A 16,544-nucleotide genomic window follows, 5' to 3' on the forward strand; every position below is an offset into this window, starting at 1 on the left:
CCTCAGTCGCTTACTCTCATATTATACCCAAGTGACTTCAAGATGCTTGATTCAGAGCGAGGTCACTGAGTCGAATTCAAGGAAGACAACGAAGCGGAATAGCCGGCTCTTTCTTATTTTTGTAAGAAGAACGGTTGTCTGACGCAAGAAGTCTGCTCAGTGACACGCTCCCAAAGGGCGAGTGACCTTAACTCTCAGACTTTGTTAACGATTCTCAATGTAGAGCAACTATATCTTCGAATCGTTGCCGCGCCTGAGAGCTAAGGTCATCTCGCTGAACGCAGCATCTTGAGGTCACTTGGGTATAGCACTTGGGTGCATTCTGAAAATTTTTCACTTGCAAATTATTCTTCAGACATGTTCTATAACTCAGTTACTTCAAAATACCGTGTTCAGCGCACTAAAGTCGTCTCACAGAACGCAGTATTTTGAGGTAACTTGGGTATATTAAGACATTCATCATAACTAAAAGCCTTAACCACGAAAAATGAGTTGATGCTTAGATAGAACATTTGACAGGGAATTTTTATGTCTGAAGGGAAAAATACAAAACTGATCTCAGCGGGCCGCAATAGTGAGTGGACTCATGGCGTTGTAAACCCTCCAGTTCAACGTGCTTCAACAATTGTATTTAATAGCGTTGCCGAAAAAAAACATGCCACGATCAATCGAGCCAACAAGGCATTATTTTATGGTCGAAGGGGAACTCAAACACACTTTGCTCTTCAAGATGCTATGGTGACTCTTGAAGGAGGGGCTGGATGTGCTTTATACCCTTGTGGCACTGCCGCAATTTCCAACACGATACTTTCATTTATTGAAACCGGTGATCATATTTTAATGGTTGATTCGTGCTACGAACCAACAAGAGATTTTTGTGATGTCATCTTAAAAAAAATGAGGGTTGATACGACTTATTTTGACCCTTTAATTGGCAATAATATTCGTAAGCTGATCCAACCTAACACCAAAATTTTGTTTTTAGAGTCCCCTGGTTCCATTACGATGGAAGTCATGGACGTCCCTAGCATCGCAGCGATTGCTCATGAGTACGGTATCATCGTTGTACTCGATAATACTTGGGGAGCAGGTGTCAACTTTTCTCCTTTTGAACATGGTGTAGATATATCTATTCAAGCTGCCACAAAATATATTGTTGGCCATTCCGATGTCATGCTTGGTACCGCTGTTGCTACTGAACAATATTGGGACCAATTACGAGAGCAAAGTTACCTAATGGGGCAATGTGTCTCTGCTGATGATGCTTATCTTGCATTACGAGGGATACGTACGCTCGATGTACGTTTACGTCAACATGCCGAAAATAGCCTCAAAGTTGCCCAATGGCTTACACAGCGCTCAGAAGTTGACCACGTTCGTCATCCAAGCCTACCAACCTGCCCTGGTCATGAATTTTTCTCAAGGGACTTTTCCGGAGGTAATGGGCTTTTTTCGTTTGTTTTAAAAACCAGCCGACCTCAGGCAACAACAGCTCTGCTCGATGGAATGAAGCATTTTGCGATGGGCTATTCATGGGGAGGGTTTGAAAGTTTGATCTTGGCAAATGAGCCGAATAGTTTCAAATCGCTCCGCACTGTCGCTAATCCAAATTTTTCAGGCACACTAATACGCCTTCATATTGGTTTGGAAGATGTGGATGATTTGATTACCGACCTAGAGCAAGGGTTCGCTCGTTACAACTCGACTTTAGCCAATCTGTAATCCTCCCTACAGATTTTATAAAAATGGCTTTCGCAATGGAGGCCATCTGCCCTATGATTTTTCAAATGACGTTTTTCTTTTTACTCAGACCTTTGAGGTGGGTTGATTTCAACCTATTAGAGCTGTTGACCTTTCAAGATGATTTTTACAGCAAATGATTGAGTATCATGTTATACATTTGTGTTGTTTTCTAAGCGATAAATCACAAAATAAATGCTGAGATTAACAATAGGTCTATTACTTTCTTATTTATCTTCTATTTTTATCAATTGTTACACATCAATTATAAGGACATGATGATGAAGTACAGACTATTCGTAACAATGCTCTTTGTTTTCAATCTCTTTCCTGTTTATTCCGCATCAACAACAGATTACACTGCTGCAAAATATCCAATCGTCTTAGTTCATGGTTTATTTGGCTTCGATACTCTGGCTGGCGTCGACTATTTTTACGGTATCCCCGAATCACTGACTAAAGATGGCGCAACGGTTTATGTTGCTCAAGTGTCAGCAGCCAACAGTACAGAAATCAGAGGGGAACAGTTACTCGCCCAAGTGGAGCAGCTACTCGCAGCAACTGGAGCTCAAAAAGTGAACTTAATAGGGCACAGTCATGGTGGTCCAACCGCTCGTTATGTAGCAGGTGTTCGGCCAGATTTGGTCGCTTCTGTCACCAGCGTCGGTGGTGTTCATAAAGGTTCTTCGGTCGCCGATATACTTCGTCGCTCTGTACCGGAGGGGTCATATAAGGAAATAATCGCAACCAAGCTTGCAAAAGGGCTAACGGCGTTGATTGGGTTATTATCTGGCGGCTCCCATCTGGAGCAAGATCCTCTTGCCTCTCTTGCGGCTCTGACGACTGAAGGCTCGCTTGCATTTAATCAATGGTTTCCTGAAGGCGTCCCCTCTTCATATTGTGGAGAAGGCGATGAACTCGCTGAAAACGGTGTTTATTATTTTTCCTGGACTGGTTCTGCTACTTTTACTCATGCTTTAGACCCGACCGATAGTGCATTTATGTTGTTAAGCCTGGCGTTCGATTTACCTAATGATGGTTTAGTCGATGTTTGTAGCGCACATTTAGGTAACGTGATTCGTGATGATTACCGCCTAAATCATTTAGATGAAATTAATGGCTGGTTAGGTTTACATCATTTATTTGAAACCGACCCCGTGACACTTTACCGTCAACATGCCAATCGTTTGAAACTTTACGGACTGTAGGTCGATAGTATGGAAAAATGTCATCTTTTTGGGTGGGGATGTCTTACTCTAGCTGCAAGCGTTGCCTTGCTCTCTATATTGAGCAATCAAGAACCTGACCATCGTTCTGCATCATTGCAAAGCCCTTCACAGCTCGATACTGAGCTTGATGTGTCTTCGGTTAAGGACTTTTTTGAATATCAATTAAGTACTCAAGGTGAACAAACTCTCAACAAAATCATACACAATTTTGATTCTGATTCGTCCGTAGCTGTGTTTGAAGGGAGCGTAGAACAGGATTTATTTCATCGTTATATTGAGTATAAACAAGCCCTTTTAGACTTAAATCCATTACCATCTTCTCAGCTATCTCTCCAACATTTAATTGAAATTGAGGGTGTGATAACCACACTTCAAGATAAGTTTTTCACACATTCAGAAAAGGATCGGTTATTCGGGCAACAAAATCTCCTGAGACGGTTCACGATTCAAAAGCAAGAGATCATAGCCACAACTCACGATCCTTTGTTACAGCAACAATTGCTTGATGATCTACTTAGTCAGCAACCCAACTATATACAGCAGGTGAATAAGAACAAGCAATTAATCATGCAGTTAGCCAGTACTTCTCAATTAAACCTACAAGACAAATATATACAGCATGTGAGTTTAGTCGGTGAAAAAGGGGCAAAAAGGCTGCAAGACCTTGAAAACCAACAACGAGATTTTCAGGCTGCACTTAATGGTTATTTACAGCAACGAGATGATATCCTCGAATATGATGGATTAAGTACAGAACAAAAAAATACAGAAATTGCCCTCCTCCGAACACAAAGTTTTGCAGAGCAACAACAACGTCGCGTTCAAGCCTTAGAGCGAATATATGATAACCAGCGATAAATCGTTTTATATGTTAAAAAGGTTCAAGTACATAAGCACTTGAACCTTTTTATTGAATACTATTGTCTAACGCTATTTGATGAGCTTAGTTGTAAGCCAAAGTAAATGTTGATGTCGCGTCAAAGTCCCCTTCTGTAACCGTTGCACCATCTTGCTTTGACATGGCAACTTCAGCCGAGAAGTGCAAGATATTTTGCTCGTTGCTGCCCTCTACAAGGTCAACGGCTTCAAGTGCTTGATCAAAGTTAACAGGGTTTTCATCGTGGTCATACAATTTGATCACCGTATTGCCTGAGTCACCGCGCGTCTTAAGTTCATTCGCAAATCCCATGGGTGTATCACCAGAGAAAGTGATCGATACGGTTTTGTTGTCATTAGGCCCAAAAGTACAGTTAACCAAACGAATTTCGAAGTCTTGACGCTCAGAAGCACCACCCTGTAATAAATTAGCTTTACTTACCTGACCAAGTTGAACTACTTGATTGAGAGACTCCGGAACAATACCACATGGTGTTGCAGTCACGGCGCCTTCAAAGTGAATTTTACCCGGTTCTGCTTCAGCGTGAGTCATTGGGCTAGCCAGTACAGAAGTTACAGAAATAATAGTAAGGATTTTATTTAGTGTAATTTTCATGTGCGTCTCAACTCTCTATATTAAAGTGTAATGCTTATCTGATAATGGTTATCAGCGGTAGCGATGTGGTGTATTCTTCACCCAGGCTGATTAATTGTCAAACAACCATAAATTTAGTGAATGTATGAGCCACAAAGCTTTATTTCCCAACTCGGACACTAAATAACACAACCCTGACAAATTACTTTAAATTAAGTCGCTGAGATCATGCCTTGCTTAATCAAAACAAACAACAAGCTATTGATAGTATGTGTTTTTATCATTTCAATAGCGATAATCACAAAACACCTAAGGGTCAATGTAAAGTTAAGACTGTTGCACGAATGCTGACACAACAATGACAAAATAATTGGTTGTTTTTTAATCGCAAGTTCTATTTCTACCAGTGTGCAGTTTAGAAATGGGCTTGTTGCAAAAACCTCGAATAAAGGCAGTTTGATTTTTGGTTACGTTGTGATGAGCCGAAGCTGAGGGTGCAAGAGAGAGCCGCCTTCCGCAGTGAACTTTTCAATCTCTTTGGAATTTACGCATGAAAAGAGGTGCTCAGTTAGGCACCTCAGACACATCTTCAGTTTTGCCAGTAAGTGCCTCATGAGGACTTTAACTAATTTTTATTATTGAATTTAACCAATATCAATATAATAAGGGTTAATGAAAGATAATAACCACCGAATGCGATAAAAAATAGATTATCTGTTATCCGATCAATATCCTGGCCAATAGTGGAGCAATCTTCTGGTAATTTATATTTAATTAATAACATTAAATCCGTGAACGGAAGAAAAAGGACAATGCTATATAGAAAAATTAAAAATAATATAAATATCCATTTAACCATCATTTTACCTACTTAATCGCTACTAGAAGAGCCAAAAAAACTAGCTTGATTTGTGATAATACCAAATACTATGTCCTTTTTGCTTGGTTTCTTTATCTTTAAGTTATTTGGATTGTCTAAAAACATTTTCATCTCTTTTGTTACATCAATAACAAGCATATCAAAGTTTAATGAAGCATTTTTTAGATAATCGCTTAGTGAAACTGGGATCGTAAAACTTTGATCAAGCTCAACTCCAAGTATCGAATCTTCAAAGATTTTAGTACCAGATTTATCTAAGGCGTCTACTATTGTGGTTGTACAGTTGTTTTCAAATAAGCTATATTCATTAATAACTCTTCCACTTTTTAAGGTTAGTTCTCCTTCTGTAGAATCGGGGTAGTCATCACTGTCTTCCCAAATATCATTTAAGTAATTAAAAACATCAGATTTATTTACATCCGTTATTTTAAATACTCGAGCTCCTTTTGCAAAAATTTGCTCTCTTAAATATGGTTTACAGTCCTCATTTGAGGCTTTAATCAAAACACCATCCCCCATAGTCCCCAAAGTATTAGGGTAAATATCATCGTAGCGCCCATAAGAAAACATTGTTATATCAGAATCATGCACTGTTAATAAAGCATGTCCAGTGCCTATTGTTTCAATCCAAACAAAAACTCCATCTTCTACTATATCTTGTCGATTGTGAACTTTTGCAACTGCATCATCACCAACTTTTTTGACCTTAGTTGGCTCAGTATCTGTCGCTCCATTAGAGGTAGGCCTATAAGAATTATTTATACGTTCAATAAGGCTTTTGGCGCTTTGGTTACCTGAATCTTGAATTTGAAGAATGCTTTCCTCAAACTGTTTAGACTTTTCTATCGTGGTCTTTGAATATTCGTTTTGTGCTTCATATACTGAGGAAAACGTGCTTTCTATAGGCAGAATGTCTGTTACATCGGCCTGATACAAAATTCGACTTAAGACTCTCCCCCGTGTATCCAACCTAGCGCCAAATCAAACCCTTCAGGCGTGATATTCACATACCAGTCCAACTCTTCTTTCGTACGCATAATGAGCTTGTTGCAAAACCCTCACAACCCGCCAGACTTTAACTATGATTGATCACTGAACTATGTATTTTTGTCAAATCTTGATGAGCCGAAACTGAGGGTGCAGGAGAGATCCGCCTTCCTCAATGAACTCTTCAATATCTTCGGACTTTACGCATGAAAAGAGGTGCTCAGTTAGGCACCTCAGACACATCTTCAATTTTTGCAGCAAGTCCCCCTACACAAGCCTAACAAATTTTTAAAAGGAGTTTTTTTCATTGGGTAATATTAAATCATCTTGACCATGAATTATCTCATTAAATATTTTCGAACGATATGCTTTAAAACAGGTGAATGATTCAGATATGTTACCATTTTTCATATAACCTTTGTGTTTACTCGCTTCTAAAAGCATAGATTCGACTGCATTACGGTATGGGTCTCTTATGTCTTCCAATGTATCATTATCTTGTTCTATAAAGTACTTCCCTTTTCCCATGTAAGATAATGATCTTCTAAGATTTCCAAGGTCATTTGCCATTTTACCACTAGGTTCTATTTTTATTAAGCAAGATATAAGTGCATATTCTCTTAAATCTTCCCTAGCATTTTTTATGTAGCCTGATTCAAGACTTTCATTGTAATTTTTGTTATTTTTTTCATATAAAATAAATAATGACATTACTATAATTATAAAAGTTAAAAAAACATTTAGTCTTTTAGTTCCCATAGCATAACTCTTTTTGTTTTTAGATTTATATTATATTTCAGATAATAATTAATATCATGGTAATGAGAGTCAAAATTAAAAGAAATTCTGCACAAGAACGGATTATGAAGATAGACGCCGCCGCCAAAAGCAAGGCATCGGAAGGCCATGAGCGAAGGGAAATATAAAGGAAGAAAACCCGAGCTGGGACTGCATGAAAAGATTTACAAGCTCAGAGTCAATAACCACATGAGCATTAATGAAACGGCCAAGATGATTGGTGTCTCTGCCAGAAAGGTTGTACGTGTCGTTAAGAAGATGAAAGCTGAGCGTGATGGTTAGTCACTCCAACTTTGTATAAATAGTTTTTGGACAATTATCAGTTTCGGGAAATCGAACATTAGTAATTCATGAATAACTTCAGGTATGGGAACTAGTAAAGCTGACGTGCGGAACGCACGGGATGATGTGTCGAAACTTCTACTTTCAATACCTGCGTCCTAATTGAAAAGAAATTCAATACCACCACTCTTCTAGAGCAGATTTGCACAATTTACTTATATAAAGCAGAGGCTAGGGTTTGTTCAAAACTTGAGGTTTAACGTTGGCTACGCAACGCTTATTCGTTAGAAGAAATGCTGGAGAGTAGTGTGAAGTTGTTTGAGGCTATAAAACCCCAAACAATCGAGAGTTTTCACTAAAAATAAAAAGGTCTAGACAGTTAACAATGATCAAACTTAAAAAACCAAAGATCGTGCAAAGATTTCCTACCATAGCTACCCCCTCTCGAATGCCAGTTATTGAATCGAGTCCCCACTAATTTCCTGAACTTTTCAATCTCTCGATTGAATGGGGCGGGACAACACAGAGACTATCTTTATCGACTTGCCTTGTCAATTGCGTTGCATAGTCCATTAGCGGTAACGATACGATATGGCAAAGTACCATTCAATTTTTTGAGACCTACTGCAAGCTTTTCCTCGCCGAGTCGCTCAAGTAGGCTAAATAGCGTTAATGAATTTAGCTTGCCGCCTTTTAGATGCAACACACGGCTATTCTGAATTTTTGGGTGAAATCTCAATTTATCAAGCAAGCCTATTGTGCTTGCTGATAGAACAGGTGACGGATGCTGCGAGTAGAAGCGATTAGTGTCACCAAAAATCATGTTTTTAGCCACATCCACATTTGTATTTATAAAAATACAGTTTTCAAACGTACAGCCTTTGAAGTTACTCTTTTTCAGCAACGCTGCTGAAAACACACAATACTTAAACTTAGCATTAGTGAAATTAGATTTTTTCAGATTTGAGCCAAGAAACTCAACCTGCGAAAACTCTGCGTTATTAAAACTACAACTGGTTAATATAGCCCCTTTAAAGTTCACATTTACAAATGAAACATTCGAGAAGTTAGCTCGAAAGCACTGGGCTTTGGAGTAAAACTTATTTCTTATATTTTTGACTCGGCTCTTGTTGTAAAACAGAGATAAACGACTCAAACCTTTTTGATTCTTTGGAAGCACACTACTCTCCTACAGGTATGGCAAATAGCAAAACTGACATGCGGGACGCACCGGATTACGAGTTGAAGCCTCTGCCTTTCGAAGACCGCTCTTGCCTTGAGAAAAACATCAAGGACGCCACCTTTCTAGAGCAGATCGTACAATTTACTTTTATAGAGGCTCAAGTTTGTCCAACACTTGGGATTTAACGTTGGCTACGCAACGCTTAATCCTTATCTGTTATGGTTTGTTCTATATGGCTGGCGCCATTAGCTTACAGCTTCCAGTGATCTTTACGCCCATGACTCCCTCTGCTGCATAATCTAGGGTATGCCTATTTATCGAAAAACCATGAGATACGTACTGTGTTGGTGTTTCTGTATACGGATATCTTAGATTTTTTGTTTGCTCTTCGGTCATACCTGTAATGACTTGCTGTATGTACTTTTCCTTTTTATTGATGATGAAGTCACTCTTCATTGTACTTACAACTTTGTTGAGGTCAGTATCTGTCGCAACACCATCACAAGTTAAGTAAATAACCTGAGATGCAGCACAAGTGCTGCTCATAAACAACAGTAGCAATGACCACTTACTCATTTTTCTCTCCTCGAAAAGAACATAACTATCATTAAGCGTATTTTCTGTAACTATATGCAACCAATCATAACGCTAATTATACTCACGCTCAATCTAATGCCCGTATTGCCTGGCGTCTAGGATGTGAACTTCAGAAATTGCCGAAAGTTCCTGTATAAATCCGGCGTCTTCTGGACAATACGATTTTCAACCTACATAGGCCCAAAATAAGCTCGGTCTGATCCTCTTTCATCGGATTAGATTTGATAGGGAAAACGCACGCCCCGTAAAATGTGTAGAGCATTTATCCTAACAAGTTTGGGGCATTTTTCGTGTTTCATGCCCCTTCGGCACACTTTTGGACAAAAGGCAGTTAGATTTTGCTCTCTAAACTGTCTAATTCGAATAAGGTGGATTTGGGCAAAACGAAGTAGACGATTCTGTTGTTCGAGAGCGTTGACTGCTGCTGCCAAAAGTTGACTATTGCCTATTGACCGGAGAAGGGCTCAGATGTGTTATATGTATTTGCCGGTTAACCTACAAAACGCCCACTCAGAGAACACCCTTTCGAATTTATACCTATTCATATTTTTCCCTTTGTAAAGGCTACTATCAACTATACCTTGCTGGTTCTCTACAAATTTTTTGTATGCTGATAGGTAGTTATTACAAAGATCATGAATTTGTTCATCTTTATCGAGGATAAAGAATGGAAGCTTTATGATTGGCGGCTTGGTCTGCGTAACAATCGGTGTACTCAAGTCTGGGTCTTCAGTGTGAATCTTGCGTAAGTGTTCAAATAAGGCATAGGATAATGTGCCTTTTGTGTAGTAAAAGAGGTCACAATAGAACTCTGCGTTAAGTCCGTCATTCTTCTCCGGGTGCGTAACATACTCAACGTCAGGAAATGGAACACATAAACCTTCATTTTGAAAGTGGATCACAGGTAACTCATGCATGACTGCATTTTTATACTTAAGCAGATAATCATATTTGATCGGCTGTTCAACTAGAGTATTTTGCCACCAAAAGTTTCCACCTCGATACTCCTCTTCTGAGATAGATATCGTGAAGTCAGGGTCTAAGGCATAAAACGCACCATTGATGCCATTATATACCCAATTTTCAGTGTCTTCTAAAAGTAACTGAAAACGAGTTATTGCAGGCAAATCCAGCCCAAAACGCTCTAACCACATAGCTTTGATATCTTTTGGGTTAGCGCAAGAATCTTTCGGTGTATTGGTATCCCTTACTCTTGAGTAAACAGACCCAGCTCTTAATATTTTATTACGATATCTCAGCTCTTTCGTAAAATAGAAAGGTTTAAGCCTTTCATTTTTTATAGTTAAAACAGCAACACTTTTGTTAGCGTACTGAATAAACCTTAACTCAATTGTTGGAGTGTTATTTTCAGCATATGGCTGTTGCCTTAAATAGCCAATTAAATCTGCTTGAGAAAAACGACATTCATTTTCATCTAAACCGATCACCTCGAAATCGTCGCTAACGCCGAAGATTAAATATCGGTCGCCATCATGAATGATATTCGCCAAGCACGTAATGTCATGAAGCAAATCGAATAACTCATCATGAAACTTTTGCTTAAAATCCCACCATAAACCTTCACTCTTTGATGAAAGCAAACTATCTAGCAGTTTTTCCATATTTCCTCATATTGAATTTAGCCGCATTAAGGTGAGCAACGCGACCACCTAACCTAAACCATTGCACAGTACACAAAACTCAACGTGGAGACAAAAATGCTAAAGCGTTGGGAATCATTCTTAAATGCTTTGATAACTGTTTATCAGCCCTAATCTATCGGCATTTTGTATAAAAATGGTCGCATCATCGTCAGACAATAGCTCTAGTGGGGTGTACTCTATCCCCATTTCGATTAGCGTACTTTTTTGTCCAATCAGGTACGCGGTTCCACGATCAAACCTCGCCTCAAATAGACTCTGGATACGAGGTGTAGCTACTTCTGAAAATACTGTTCTAAATATTGATAAATCGAAAATAAGGTCGTCCACTTCAACCCAAGAGTGCCCATCCCATTGTGCGATTAAACCTGACTTTTGATTTAGCGCAGGTTTGATTGGTTGGTGCGAAAAAACCTTAGAACCTGCAACAGACAAACTCCCCGTCACAAGCCTAGGTTCGACTGACAAGTTATCGCTTATCATTGCTGCCAATATTGCGCTCATGTACAAACAGCTACCATCTACTGGTTTGAATTTTTTCGTAATGTCTTCAGCCATATATAAGACTTCGTGCACTAGCTCTTTTCGTGTCATTTAAACTCCAAACGCAGGAAACGGTTAACAATTTGTTAGTTGCGTACTCAAGGCGTATACAATGCTACTACATCAATACTTGAGGTTTGCGTAATTGAATAAGCAGAAATCAAAATGGGTAGTAGAACTTCAACAACCAACCGACAGATAAAGATTGGTTTTGTGAGTTTGTTCCTTTTCATTAAATCTAACTGTATGTCAGCAGCCTGTTCTCCATATAGCTTTTTCACGCTCGGTTCAGCTTGCGTCACACGCTCGAACACCAAATCCAAATGTTTTGATTTAGTCAAAAGAGACCATCCCTGAAGCTCAGATGCAATGTAGATAGAAAAACTGACCAAGTAAAAGGCAGTAATAGCCGTAATTAACAGCATTAACGCTTCCAAATTTGAGGTTGAAAATGCTATACCAAATGCTGTTATTTGGGTCGGAATAAGCCCTATTTTAGTTGTAAGGAGACCAACAAGGCTAGCAGCTAAAAGGTTGCGCCTTACTTTTCTCGTTGTTTCACTTAATGGATCACGAAGTTGATTTGTAATGTGTTCCATAATCCCTCAAGTCTAATTTAATCCGATAGCAACCAACGCCCAATTAAGTTGTGAGCAACGCTACCACCACACCCAAACACTTCACCGTAATCACCAAACCATTTGAAACCGAAAGTGCCGAGCGTTGCGAATCAGCTTGAATTGCTTGTTATAAATCAGAACGGTATATCGTCCCAGATACCAAACTTACTCCGCACTTCTTCGATTTTACCTCGGAGTTCTTTAATATCTTGTGATGTGGTTAAACCATTAGCATTTTCAACCCCATCTAAAATTCGGCCTAACTCATTCAATGTAATTTCCAAATACGATAGCTTACTTGCGGTGTCTGACTCAACTAAATCGAGCTGAGTACTTATTGAGACCTGCTTCGATTTCAAGGACTCTATCTCAGCAACATACTGCGCGCGAGACTGTGAGAATTGCTGCTCTTTTTCGGACAACAAGACCAATAGTGAAGAATACTTACTTTTCTGCTCAATAAATTGTTTATTACGCAACGCTTTTTCTTGAAGCCAGTTTTCAATTTCTTGGTCTTTCAACTTTCGAATGTATTCCTCATCAGCCTCGATCTTTGCACCTACTGTGGATTTTTGACGAACAAATCGTTCTTTATCTGTCTTGTTTTGACGTTTATCTCGGAAAGAGTTAATAACCCCATCATTTATAAACTCGTATGCCAGATTCAATATCGGAAGCAACAGTAAATACAAGATTGCTATAGAAAGTGGGATTAATAGATCTCCATTAAAGGACCAAACTTTGTTCGAAGCTATCTTAATCTTCTCCGTACTACTAGAAAGGATAAAGACTGTTAACCCATTTATGTTTAATGCACACCAAGAAAGAGCAAAAGCACCGACAATTGGATTTTTAAGACGAGATGTAGCATTTTCTTTGAGTGATTTAAGTACTTCTTTCATTTTTATTCTCGGAAATCAAACTGATTTATAATGCTTTTTAGACGGATTTTTTCCGCAATTATATGCAACCAATGGTAACGCTAATTATACTCACGTTCATTCTCATGCCCGTATTGCCTAGCGCCTATAATGTGAACTACAGAAATTGCCGAAAGTTTCCGTATAACTCCGGCGGCTTCGGAGCAATACGATCTTCAACCGACATACGCCCAGTCTGACTCTCTTTCATCGGATTAGATTTGATAGGGAAAATGCGCGTTCCCTGAAATGTGTAGAGTATTTGATCTAAGTAACTTTGGGGCAAAAGTTAGCTCTAAAGTAACTTGCAAACACTTGCTTACCCAAACACTACCCTATTTCCTAAATTCAAAACGCTACCGCCCTTTACTTATCGGCCACGTAACACGCCATCACCACTAAATTTTCGCGGCATGGAATGTACTACAAAGCGCATATCTCAGAAATTGATTTAGATCATTAGAACATTCAAATATTCAGAATGCATGTCTGTGTTCAACAAACGCCTCAAAATCCTCTCGTGTTCCGATTTTTTAACCCGTTTGAGACAACGAAACATTCAAGGCTGCAACCTTTTGGCTAACCTTCGGGTTTAGGGCTGGCAACTGATCAAACAAAGCAACCATCCGAGCAAGGCCATTATTTAAGGAGCATACTCAAGTGACTTTAAGATGCTTTGGGATGAGAGATGGTATGAGTTCTGTGAGAATACTCAATGAAGTGTGGTAAATGAAAAACGCTCAATTAAAAGCAAAGCAGGCGTCAATATTGCCTGCTTTATTTATATACCTAAGTAACCTCAAGATGCTTGGGTAGCCATGAGCTAGTCAATTGAATATTGACCAATAGGAATTACAGCTTATCAAATTCTCGGTTTACTCGATAAGCATCTGATGTGACGTAAGCTTCCATATTGCGCAATTTACTATCGAGTACCACAAAGTCCTTTTCAAGAACGCTCAACAAATTATTAGGGTTCTGTCCCTGCTTCCAAGGTTTACTCTTGAGGGTATGCTCTTGTTGAGTTTTAATGTTTTCCGTGTAAGCGTGAGGTTGCTTCTCAAGCATAAATGACATTGCGATGTAAGCCAGTAAAACTAAAAAAGTACCACTAAGTAGGGCAACAGAAATCACTCCGATACGAATCAACCAAACTTCAACGGACAAGTAATTCGCCAATCCTGCACAGACTCCAGAAATCTTACCATTGACCGGATCTCGATATAAATCAGATTTAATCATAGTCACGCCTCCAAGATGGCGATTCAGCATCAAGAATTCGTTCTAATGTTTCAACCCGAGATTGCATCTTTTCCGCTTTTTCAGACAAGGTCTGTAGACGCTCTAAGTCTTGGCTTGATAAAGAGCTGTCCGCTTTACGCTTACTTCGGTAATGTAAAAAGAGCCACAGAGGCGCGACAAAAATCAAAAAGACAATCAGTGGCCCTGTGATAAAAAATAGCGACATGGAAGCTCCTATTATTGTTTATCGTTTGATGACATTTGCTTCTTTAGCTTAGCGAGTTCTTTTTCAATTTCATCTTGCGCTTGGAGTTCAGCAAACTCTTGATCTAATGATTTAGCATTACCCGTTTTCGCATAGAGATCGGCTTCAGCTTCCATTTCATCAATTTTCCGTGAGTATTGTTCAAACTTTGCCATTGCTTCATGCGTACGGCCTGCGTGGAGTTGCTTTTGAACATCACGACGGTTTGATGCTGTTTGGTTACGAATCGCTAATGCTTGCTGTTTGGCACGTGTTTCTGCAATCTTGTTTTCTAATTTACCAATTTCGCCCGTTAATTTTTCAATGGTCTCTTCAACTAACGTTTGCTCTGTATGTAACCCTTTAATGAGTTGCTCTAATTTTTGTTTTTCGATGAGAGCAGCTCGTGCAAGGTCTTCACGCTCTTTCGACAGCGCTAAACTTGCTTTTTGCCCCCACTCCCCAATCTGTGATTCTAACGCTTCCACCTTTCGCGCAAGCTCTTTTTTGTCCGCAATCGCTTTGGCCGAATTCGTTCTCACTTCAACCAAAGTGTCTTCCATTTCTTGAATGATCAATCTGATCATTTTTTCTGGGTCTTCTGCCTTGTCTAATAATGCGCTGATGTTTGAGTTTACGATATCTGCAAATCGAGAAAATATACCCATGACAAAACTCCTTACGATTTTTTCAATTTAACAAAGTGTGATGATTCACCTGTGCGTCTAGTTACTTAAAAGCAAATAGCACGCCAACTTTTTATGCTTTAAATATCAATTAATTACAAAACAATCCCTTCGTAAGCATCTATGCTATGATAAGATTAACCAACAGTTGGTAAATTTTACCATTTATTTTCAATTAACTTCGTCGGCAATGAAAAGGAAGCGCCTAATGAAACAGAGCCTCATTGGTGAATCACCTGCTTTTCTCGCAGTACTTGATAAAGTATCACAATTAGCACCTATAGAGCGCCCTGTTCTTATTATTGGTGAACGTGGTACTGGTAAAGAGCTTATCGCACAACGATTACACTATCTCTCTAAACGCTGGGATAATCCCCTCATCTCTTTGAATTGCGCCACCCTAAGCGAGGGTCTGATTGATTCTGAGTTATTTGGTCATGAATCTGGATCATTTACTGGTTCAAAAGGAAAGCATAAAGGGCGTTTTGAGCGTGCAGAAGGAGGAACTCTTTTTTTAGATGAGTTAGCTACAGCCCCCTTACTTGTCCAAGAAAAGTTGTTACGGGTGATTGAATATGGTGAATATGAACGAGTGGGTGGTCATACTCCACTGACTGCGGACGTACGTCTAGTATGCGCAACCAATGCTGATCTCCCATTACTTGCGGCTCAAAACCAGTTTCGTGCCGATTTACTTGATCGTTTGGCCTTTGATGTTATTTTGCTGCCCCCCTTAAGAGAGCGAAAAGAAGATATTTTGTCATTAGCCGAGCATTACGCGATAAAAATGTGTCGTGAACTGGGCTTAGAATACTTCGTCGGATTCACTGAGCAAGCTCAACAAAGCCTTGTAGAATATCAATGGCCGGGGAATATACGTGAACTTAAAAATGTCGTTGAACGAGCGATCTACCGCCATGGTTTAAATACGGATGCCATTGATACCCTCACCTTTAATCCATTTGAGGCCACTTGGATGCCAAAATCAGAGAGTGAAGCGAAGATCTCTGCACCGCAACAACCTGACGCCAGTATCACTGGGCAACCCTCTTTTCCACTCGACTATAAGCAATGGCAAGAGCAGCAAGATATCACCCTACTCACACAGGCATTAGAGTCTGCTAAATTCAACCAACGACAAGCTGCTGATTTATTAGGATTAAGCTACCACCAGCTTCGTGGCATGCTGAGAAAGTACCAATTGGTCGGTCAAAGTTAAATATTGAGCTAAGCTTTCTCAACACTCACTATACCCAAGTAACCTCAAGATGCTGTGTTCAGCGAGATGACCTTAACTCTCAGGCGCGGCAACGATTCGAAGATATAGTTGCTCTACATTGAGAATCGTTAACAAAGTCTGAGAGTTAAGGTCACTCGCCCTTTGGGAGCGTGTCACTGAGCCGACTTCTTGCGTCAGACAACCGTTCTTCTTACAAAAATAAGAAAGAGCCTGCTATTCCG

16 protein-coding genes and 2 pseudogenes are annotated in these 16,544 nt (G+C 39.5%); 6 read left to right on the forward strand and 12 right to left on the reverse strand.

The features are described 5' to 3' along the window. The first annotated feature begins 528 nt into the window (after positions 1-528). The 3 genes from BS333_RS07535 (at position 529) to BS333_RS07545 (ending at position 3,827) form a co-directional block, all read left to right on the forward strand. Entirely contained in the window at positions 529-1,722 is a 1,194-nt protein-coding gene (locus BS333_RS07535) for a cystathionine beta-lyase (protein ID WP_021711703.1), read from the forward strand. A gap of 299 nt (positions 1,723-2,021) precedes the next feature. Further along, positions 2,022-2,948, forward strand: coding sequence for a lipase family alpha/beta hydrolase (locus BS333_RS07540; RefSeq protein ID WP_021711704.1), 927 nt, complete (start codon positions 2,022-2,024; stop codon positions 2,946-2,948). 9 nt (positions 2,949-2,957) lie between these two features. Continuing rightward, positions 2,958-3,827: a lipase secretion chaperone gene (locus BS333_RS07545; RefSeq protein ID WP_021711705.1), complete on the forward strand. Its 870-nt coding sequence runs from the start codon at positions 2,958-2,960 to the stop codon at positions 3,825-3,827. 85 nt (positions 3,828-3,912) lie between these two features. Here the strand turns inward: BS333_RS07545 and BS333_RS07550 are convergent, their stop codons facing one another. Continuing rightward, the gene (locus BS333_RS07550) at positions 3,913-4,461 is read right to left on the reverse strand and encodes a fimbrial protein (RefSeq protein WP_021711706.1); all 549 of its coding nucleotides are present in this window, start codon (positions 4,459-4,461) and stop codon (positions 3,913-3,915) included. An 850-nt stretch (positions 4,462-5,311) separates the two neighbouring features. Next, positions 5,312-6,256, reverse strand: a complete 945-nt coding sequence (locus tag BS333_RS07560; RefSeq protein ID WP_033004490.1) for a hypothetical protein — start codon at positions 6,254-6,256, stop codon at positions 5,312-5,314. Between the two features lie 183 nt (positions 6,257-6,439). Here BS333_RS07560 and BS333_RS22575 point away from each other — a divergent pair. Next, positions 6,440-6,517: pseudogene (locus BS333_RS22575) on the forward strand (IS6 family transposase); the annotation flags it as partial. 78 nt (positions 6,518-6,595) lie between these two features. Here BS333_RS22575 and BS333_RS07570 read toward each other — a convergent pair. Then, on the reverse strand, positions 6,596-7,066 hold the full coding sequence (locus tag BS333_RS07570) for a hypothetical protein (RefSeq protein ID WP_021711708.1): 471 nt from the start codon (positions 7,064-7,066) through the stop codon (positions 6,596-6,598). A gap of 91 nt (positions 7,067-7,157) precedes the next feature. Here BS333_RS07570 and BS333_RS07575 point away from each other — a divergent pair. Continuing rightward, positions 7,158-7,387 (forward strand): annotated as a pseudogene (locus BS333_RS07575) (recombinase family protein); the annotation flags it as partial. A 535-nt stretch (positions 7,388-7,922) separates the two neighbouring features. Here the strand turns inward: BS333_RS07575 and BS333_RS07580 are convergent. From BS333_RS07580 to pspA, 9 genes are all read right to left on the reverse strand, one after another. Then, positions 7,923-8,567 (reverse strand): pentapeptide repeat-containing protein, encoded by a 645-nt coding sequence (locus BS333_RS07580; RefSeq protein WP_021711710.1) that lies wholly within the window; start codon positions 8,565-8,567, stop codon positions 7,923-7,925. 231 nt (positions 8,568-8,798) lie between these two features. Then, positions 8,799-9,146 carry a hypothetical protein gene (locus BS333_RS07585; RefSeq protein ID WP_021711712.1) on the reverse strand — a complete coding sequence of 116 codons (348 nt, stop codon included), beginning with the start codon at positions 9,144-9,146 and terminating at the stop codon, positions 8,799-8,801. Positions 9,147-9,640: 494 nt separating this feature from the next. Continuing rightward, the gene (locus BS333_RS07590; RefSeq protein ID WP_021711713.1) at positions 9,641-10,789 is read right to left on the reverse strand and encodes an ATP-binding protein; all 1,149 of its coding nucleotides are present in this window, start codon (positions 10,787-10,789) and stop codon (positions 9,641-9,643) included. Between the two features lie 120 nt (positions 10,790-10,909). Further along, a complete protein-coding gene (locus BS333_RS07595; RefSeq protein ID WP_021711714.1) occupies positions 10,910-11,422 on the reverse strand; it encodes a hypothetical protein in 513 nt (170 codons plus the stop codon). 47 nt (positions 11,423-11,469) lie between these two features. Further along, positions 11,470-11,970 (reverse strand): hypothetical protein, encoded by a 501-nt coding sequence (locus tag BS333_RS07600; protein WP_021711715.1) that lies wholly within the window; start codon positions 11,968-11,970, stop codon positions 11,470-11,472. 155 nt (positions 11,971-12,125) lie between these two features. Further along, positions 12,126-12,893 (reverse strand): hypothetical protein, encoded by a 768-nt coding sequence (locus BS333_RS07605; protein WP_021711716.1) that lies wholly within the window; start codon positions 12,891-12,893, stop codon positions 12,126-12,128. An 870-nt stretch (positions 12,894-13,763) separates the two neighbouring features. Further along, entirely contained in the window at positions 13,764-14,153 is a 390-nt protein-coding gene (pspC, locus tag BS333_RS07610) for an envelope stress response membrane protein PspC (protein ID WP_021711717.1), read from the reverse strand. Further along, complete coding sequence (gene pspB / locus BS333_RS07615) at positions 14,146-14,379, reverse strand: envelope stress response membrane protein PspB (RefSeq protein ID WP_021711718.1); 234 nt, start codon at positions 14,377-14,379, stop codon at positions 14,146-14,148. The genes pspC and pspB overlap by 8 nt, the downstream gene beginning before the upstream one ends. 11 nt (positions 14,380-14,390) lie before the next feature. Beyond that, positions 14,391-15,065 (reverse strand): phage shock protein PspA, encoded by a 675-nt coding sequence (pspA, locus tag BS333_RS07620; protein WP_021711719.1) that lies wholly within the window; start codon positions 15,063-15,065, stop codon positions 14,391-14,393. Between the two features lie 226 nt (positions 15,066-15,291). On the opposite strand from pspA, the gene pspF reads away from it, so the two are divergent. Then, complete coding sequence (gene pspF / locus BS333_RS07625) at positions 15,292-16,302, forward strand: phage shock protein operon transcriptional activator (RefSeq protein ID WP_021711720.1); 1,011 nt, start codon at positions 15,292-15,294, stop codon at positions 16,300-16,302. The last annotated feature ends 242 nt before the right edge of the window (positions 16,303-16,544 follow it).

The organism is Vibrio azureus, from assembly GCF_002849855.1.
Classification (GTDB): domain Bacteria; phylum Pseudomonadota; class Gammaproteobacteria; order Enterobacterales; family Vibrionaceae; genus Vibrio; species Vibrio azureus.

Excerpts from the sequence above, each read along its gene's own strand:
- BS333_RS07605 (WP_021711716.1), bottom strand. The coding sequence starts at position 12,893 with ATGAAAGAAGTACTTAAATCACTCAAAGAAAATGCTACATCTCGTCTT.
- pspC (WP_021711717.1), bottom strand. The coding sequence starts at position 14,153 with ATGATTAAATCTGATTTATATCGAGATCCGGTCAATGGTAAGATTTCT.
- pspF (WP_021711720.1), top strand. The coding sequence starts at position 15,292 with ATGAAACAGAGCCTCATTGGTGAATCACCTGCTTTTCTCGCAGTACTT.
- BS333_RS07535 (WP_021711703.1), top strand. The coding sequence starts at position 529 with ATGTCTGAAGGGAAAAATACAAAACTGATCTCAGCGGGCCGCAATAGT.
- pspA (WP_021711719.1), bottom strand. The coding sequence starts at position 15,065 with ATGGGTATATTTTCTCGATTTGCAGATATCGTAAACTCAAACATCAGC.
- BS333_RS07590 (WP_021711713.1), bottom strand. The coding sequence starts at position 10,789 with ATGGAAAAACTGCTAGATAGTTTGCTTTCATCAAAGAGTGAAGGTTTA.
- BS333_RS07570 (WP_021711708.1), bottom strand. The coding sequence starts at position 7,066 with ATGGGAACTAAAAGACTAAATGTTTTTTTAACTTTTATAATTATAGTA.
- BS333_RS07550 (WP_021711706.1), bottom strand. The coding sequence starts at position 4,461 with ATGAAAATTACACTAAATAAAATCCTTACTATTATTTCTGTAACTTCT.
- BS333_RS07585 (WP_021711712.1), bottom strand. The coding sequence starts at position 9,146 with ATGAGTAAGTGGTCATTGCTACTGTTGTTTATGAGCAGCACTTGTGCT.
- BS333_RS07540 (WP_021711704.1), top strand. The coding sequence starts at position 2,022 with ATGAAGTACAGACTATTCGTAACAATGCTCTTTGTTTTCAATCTCTTT.
- BS333_RS07595 (WP_021711714.1), bottom strand. The coding sequence starts at position 11,422 with ATGACACGAAAAGAGCTAGTGCACGAAGTCTTATATATGGCTGAAGAC.
- BS333_RS07600 (WP_021711715.1), bottom strand. The coding sequence starts at position 11,970 with ATGGAACACATTACAAATCAACTTCGTGATCCATTAAGTGAAACAACG.
- BS333_RS07545 (WP_021711705.1), top strand. The coding sequence starts at position 2,958 with ATGGAAAAATGTCATCTTTTTGGGTGGGGATGTCTTACTCTAGCTGCA.
- pspB (WP_021711718.1), bottom strand. The coding sequence starts at position 14,379 with ATGTCGCTATTTTTTATCACAGGGCCACTGATTGTCTTTTTGATTTTT.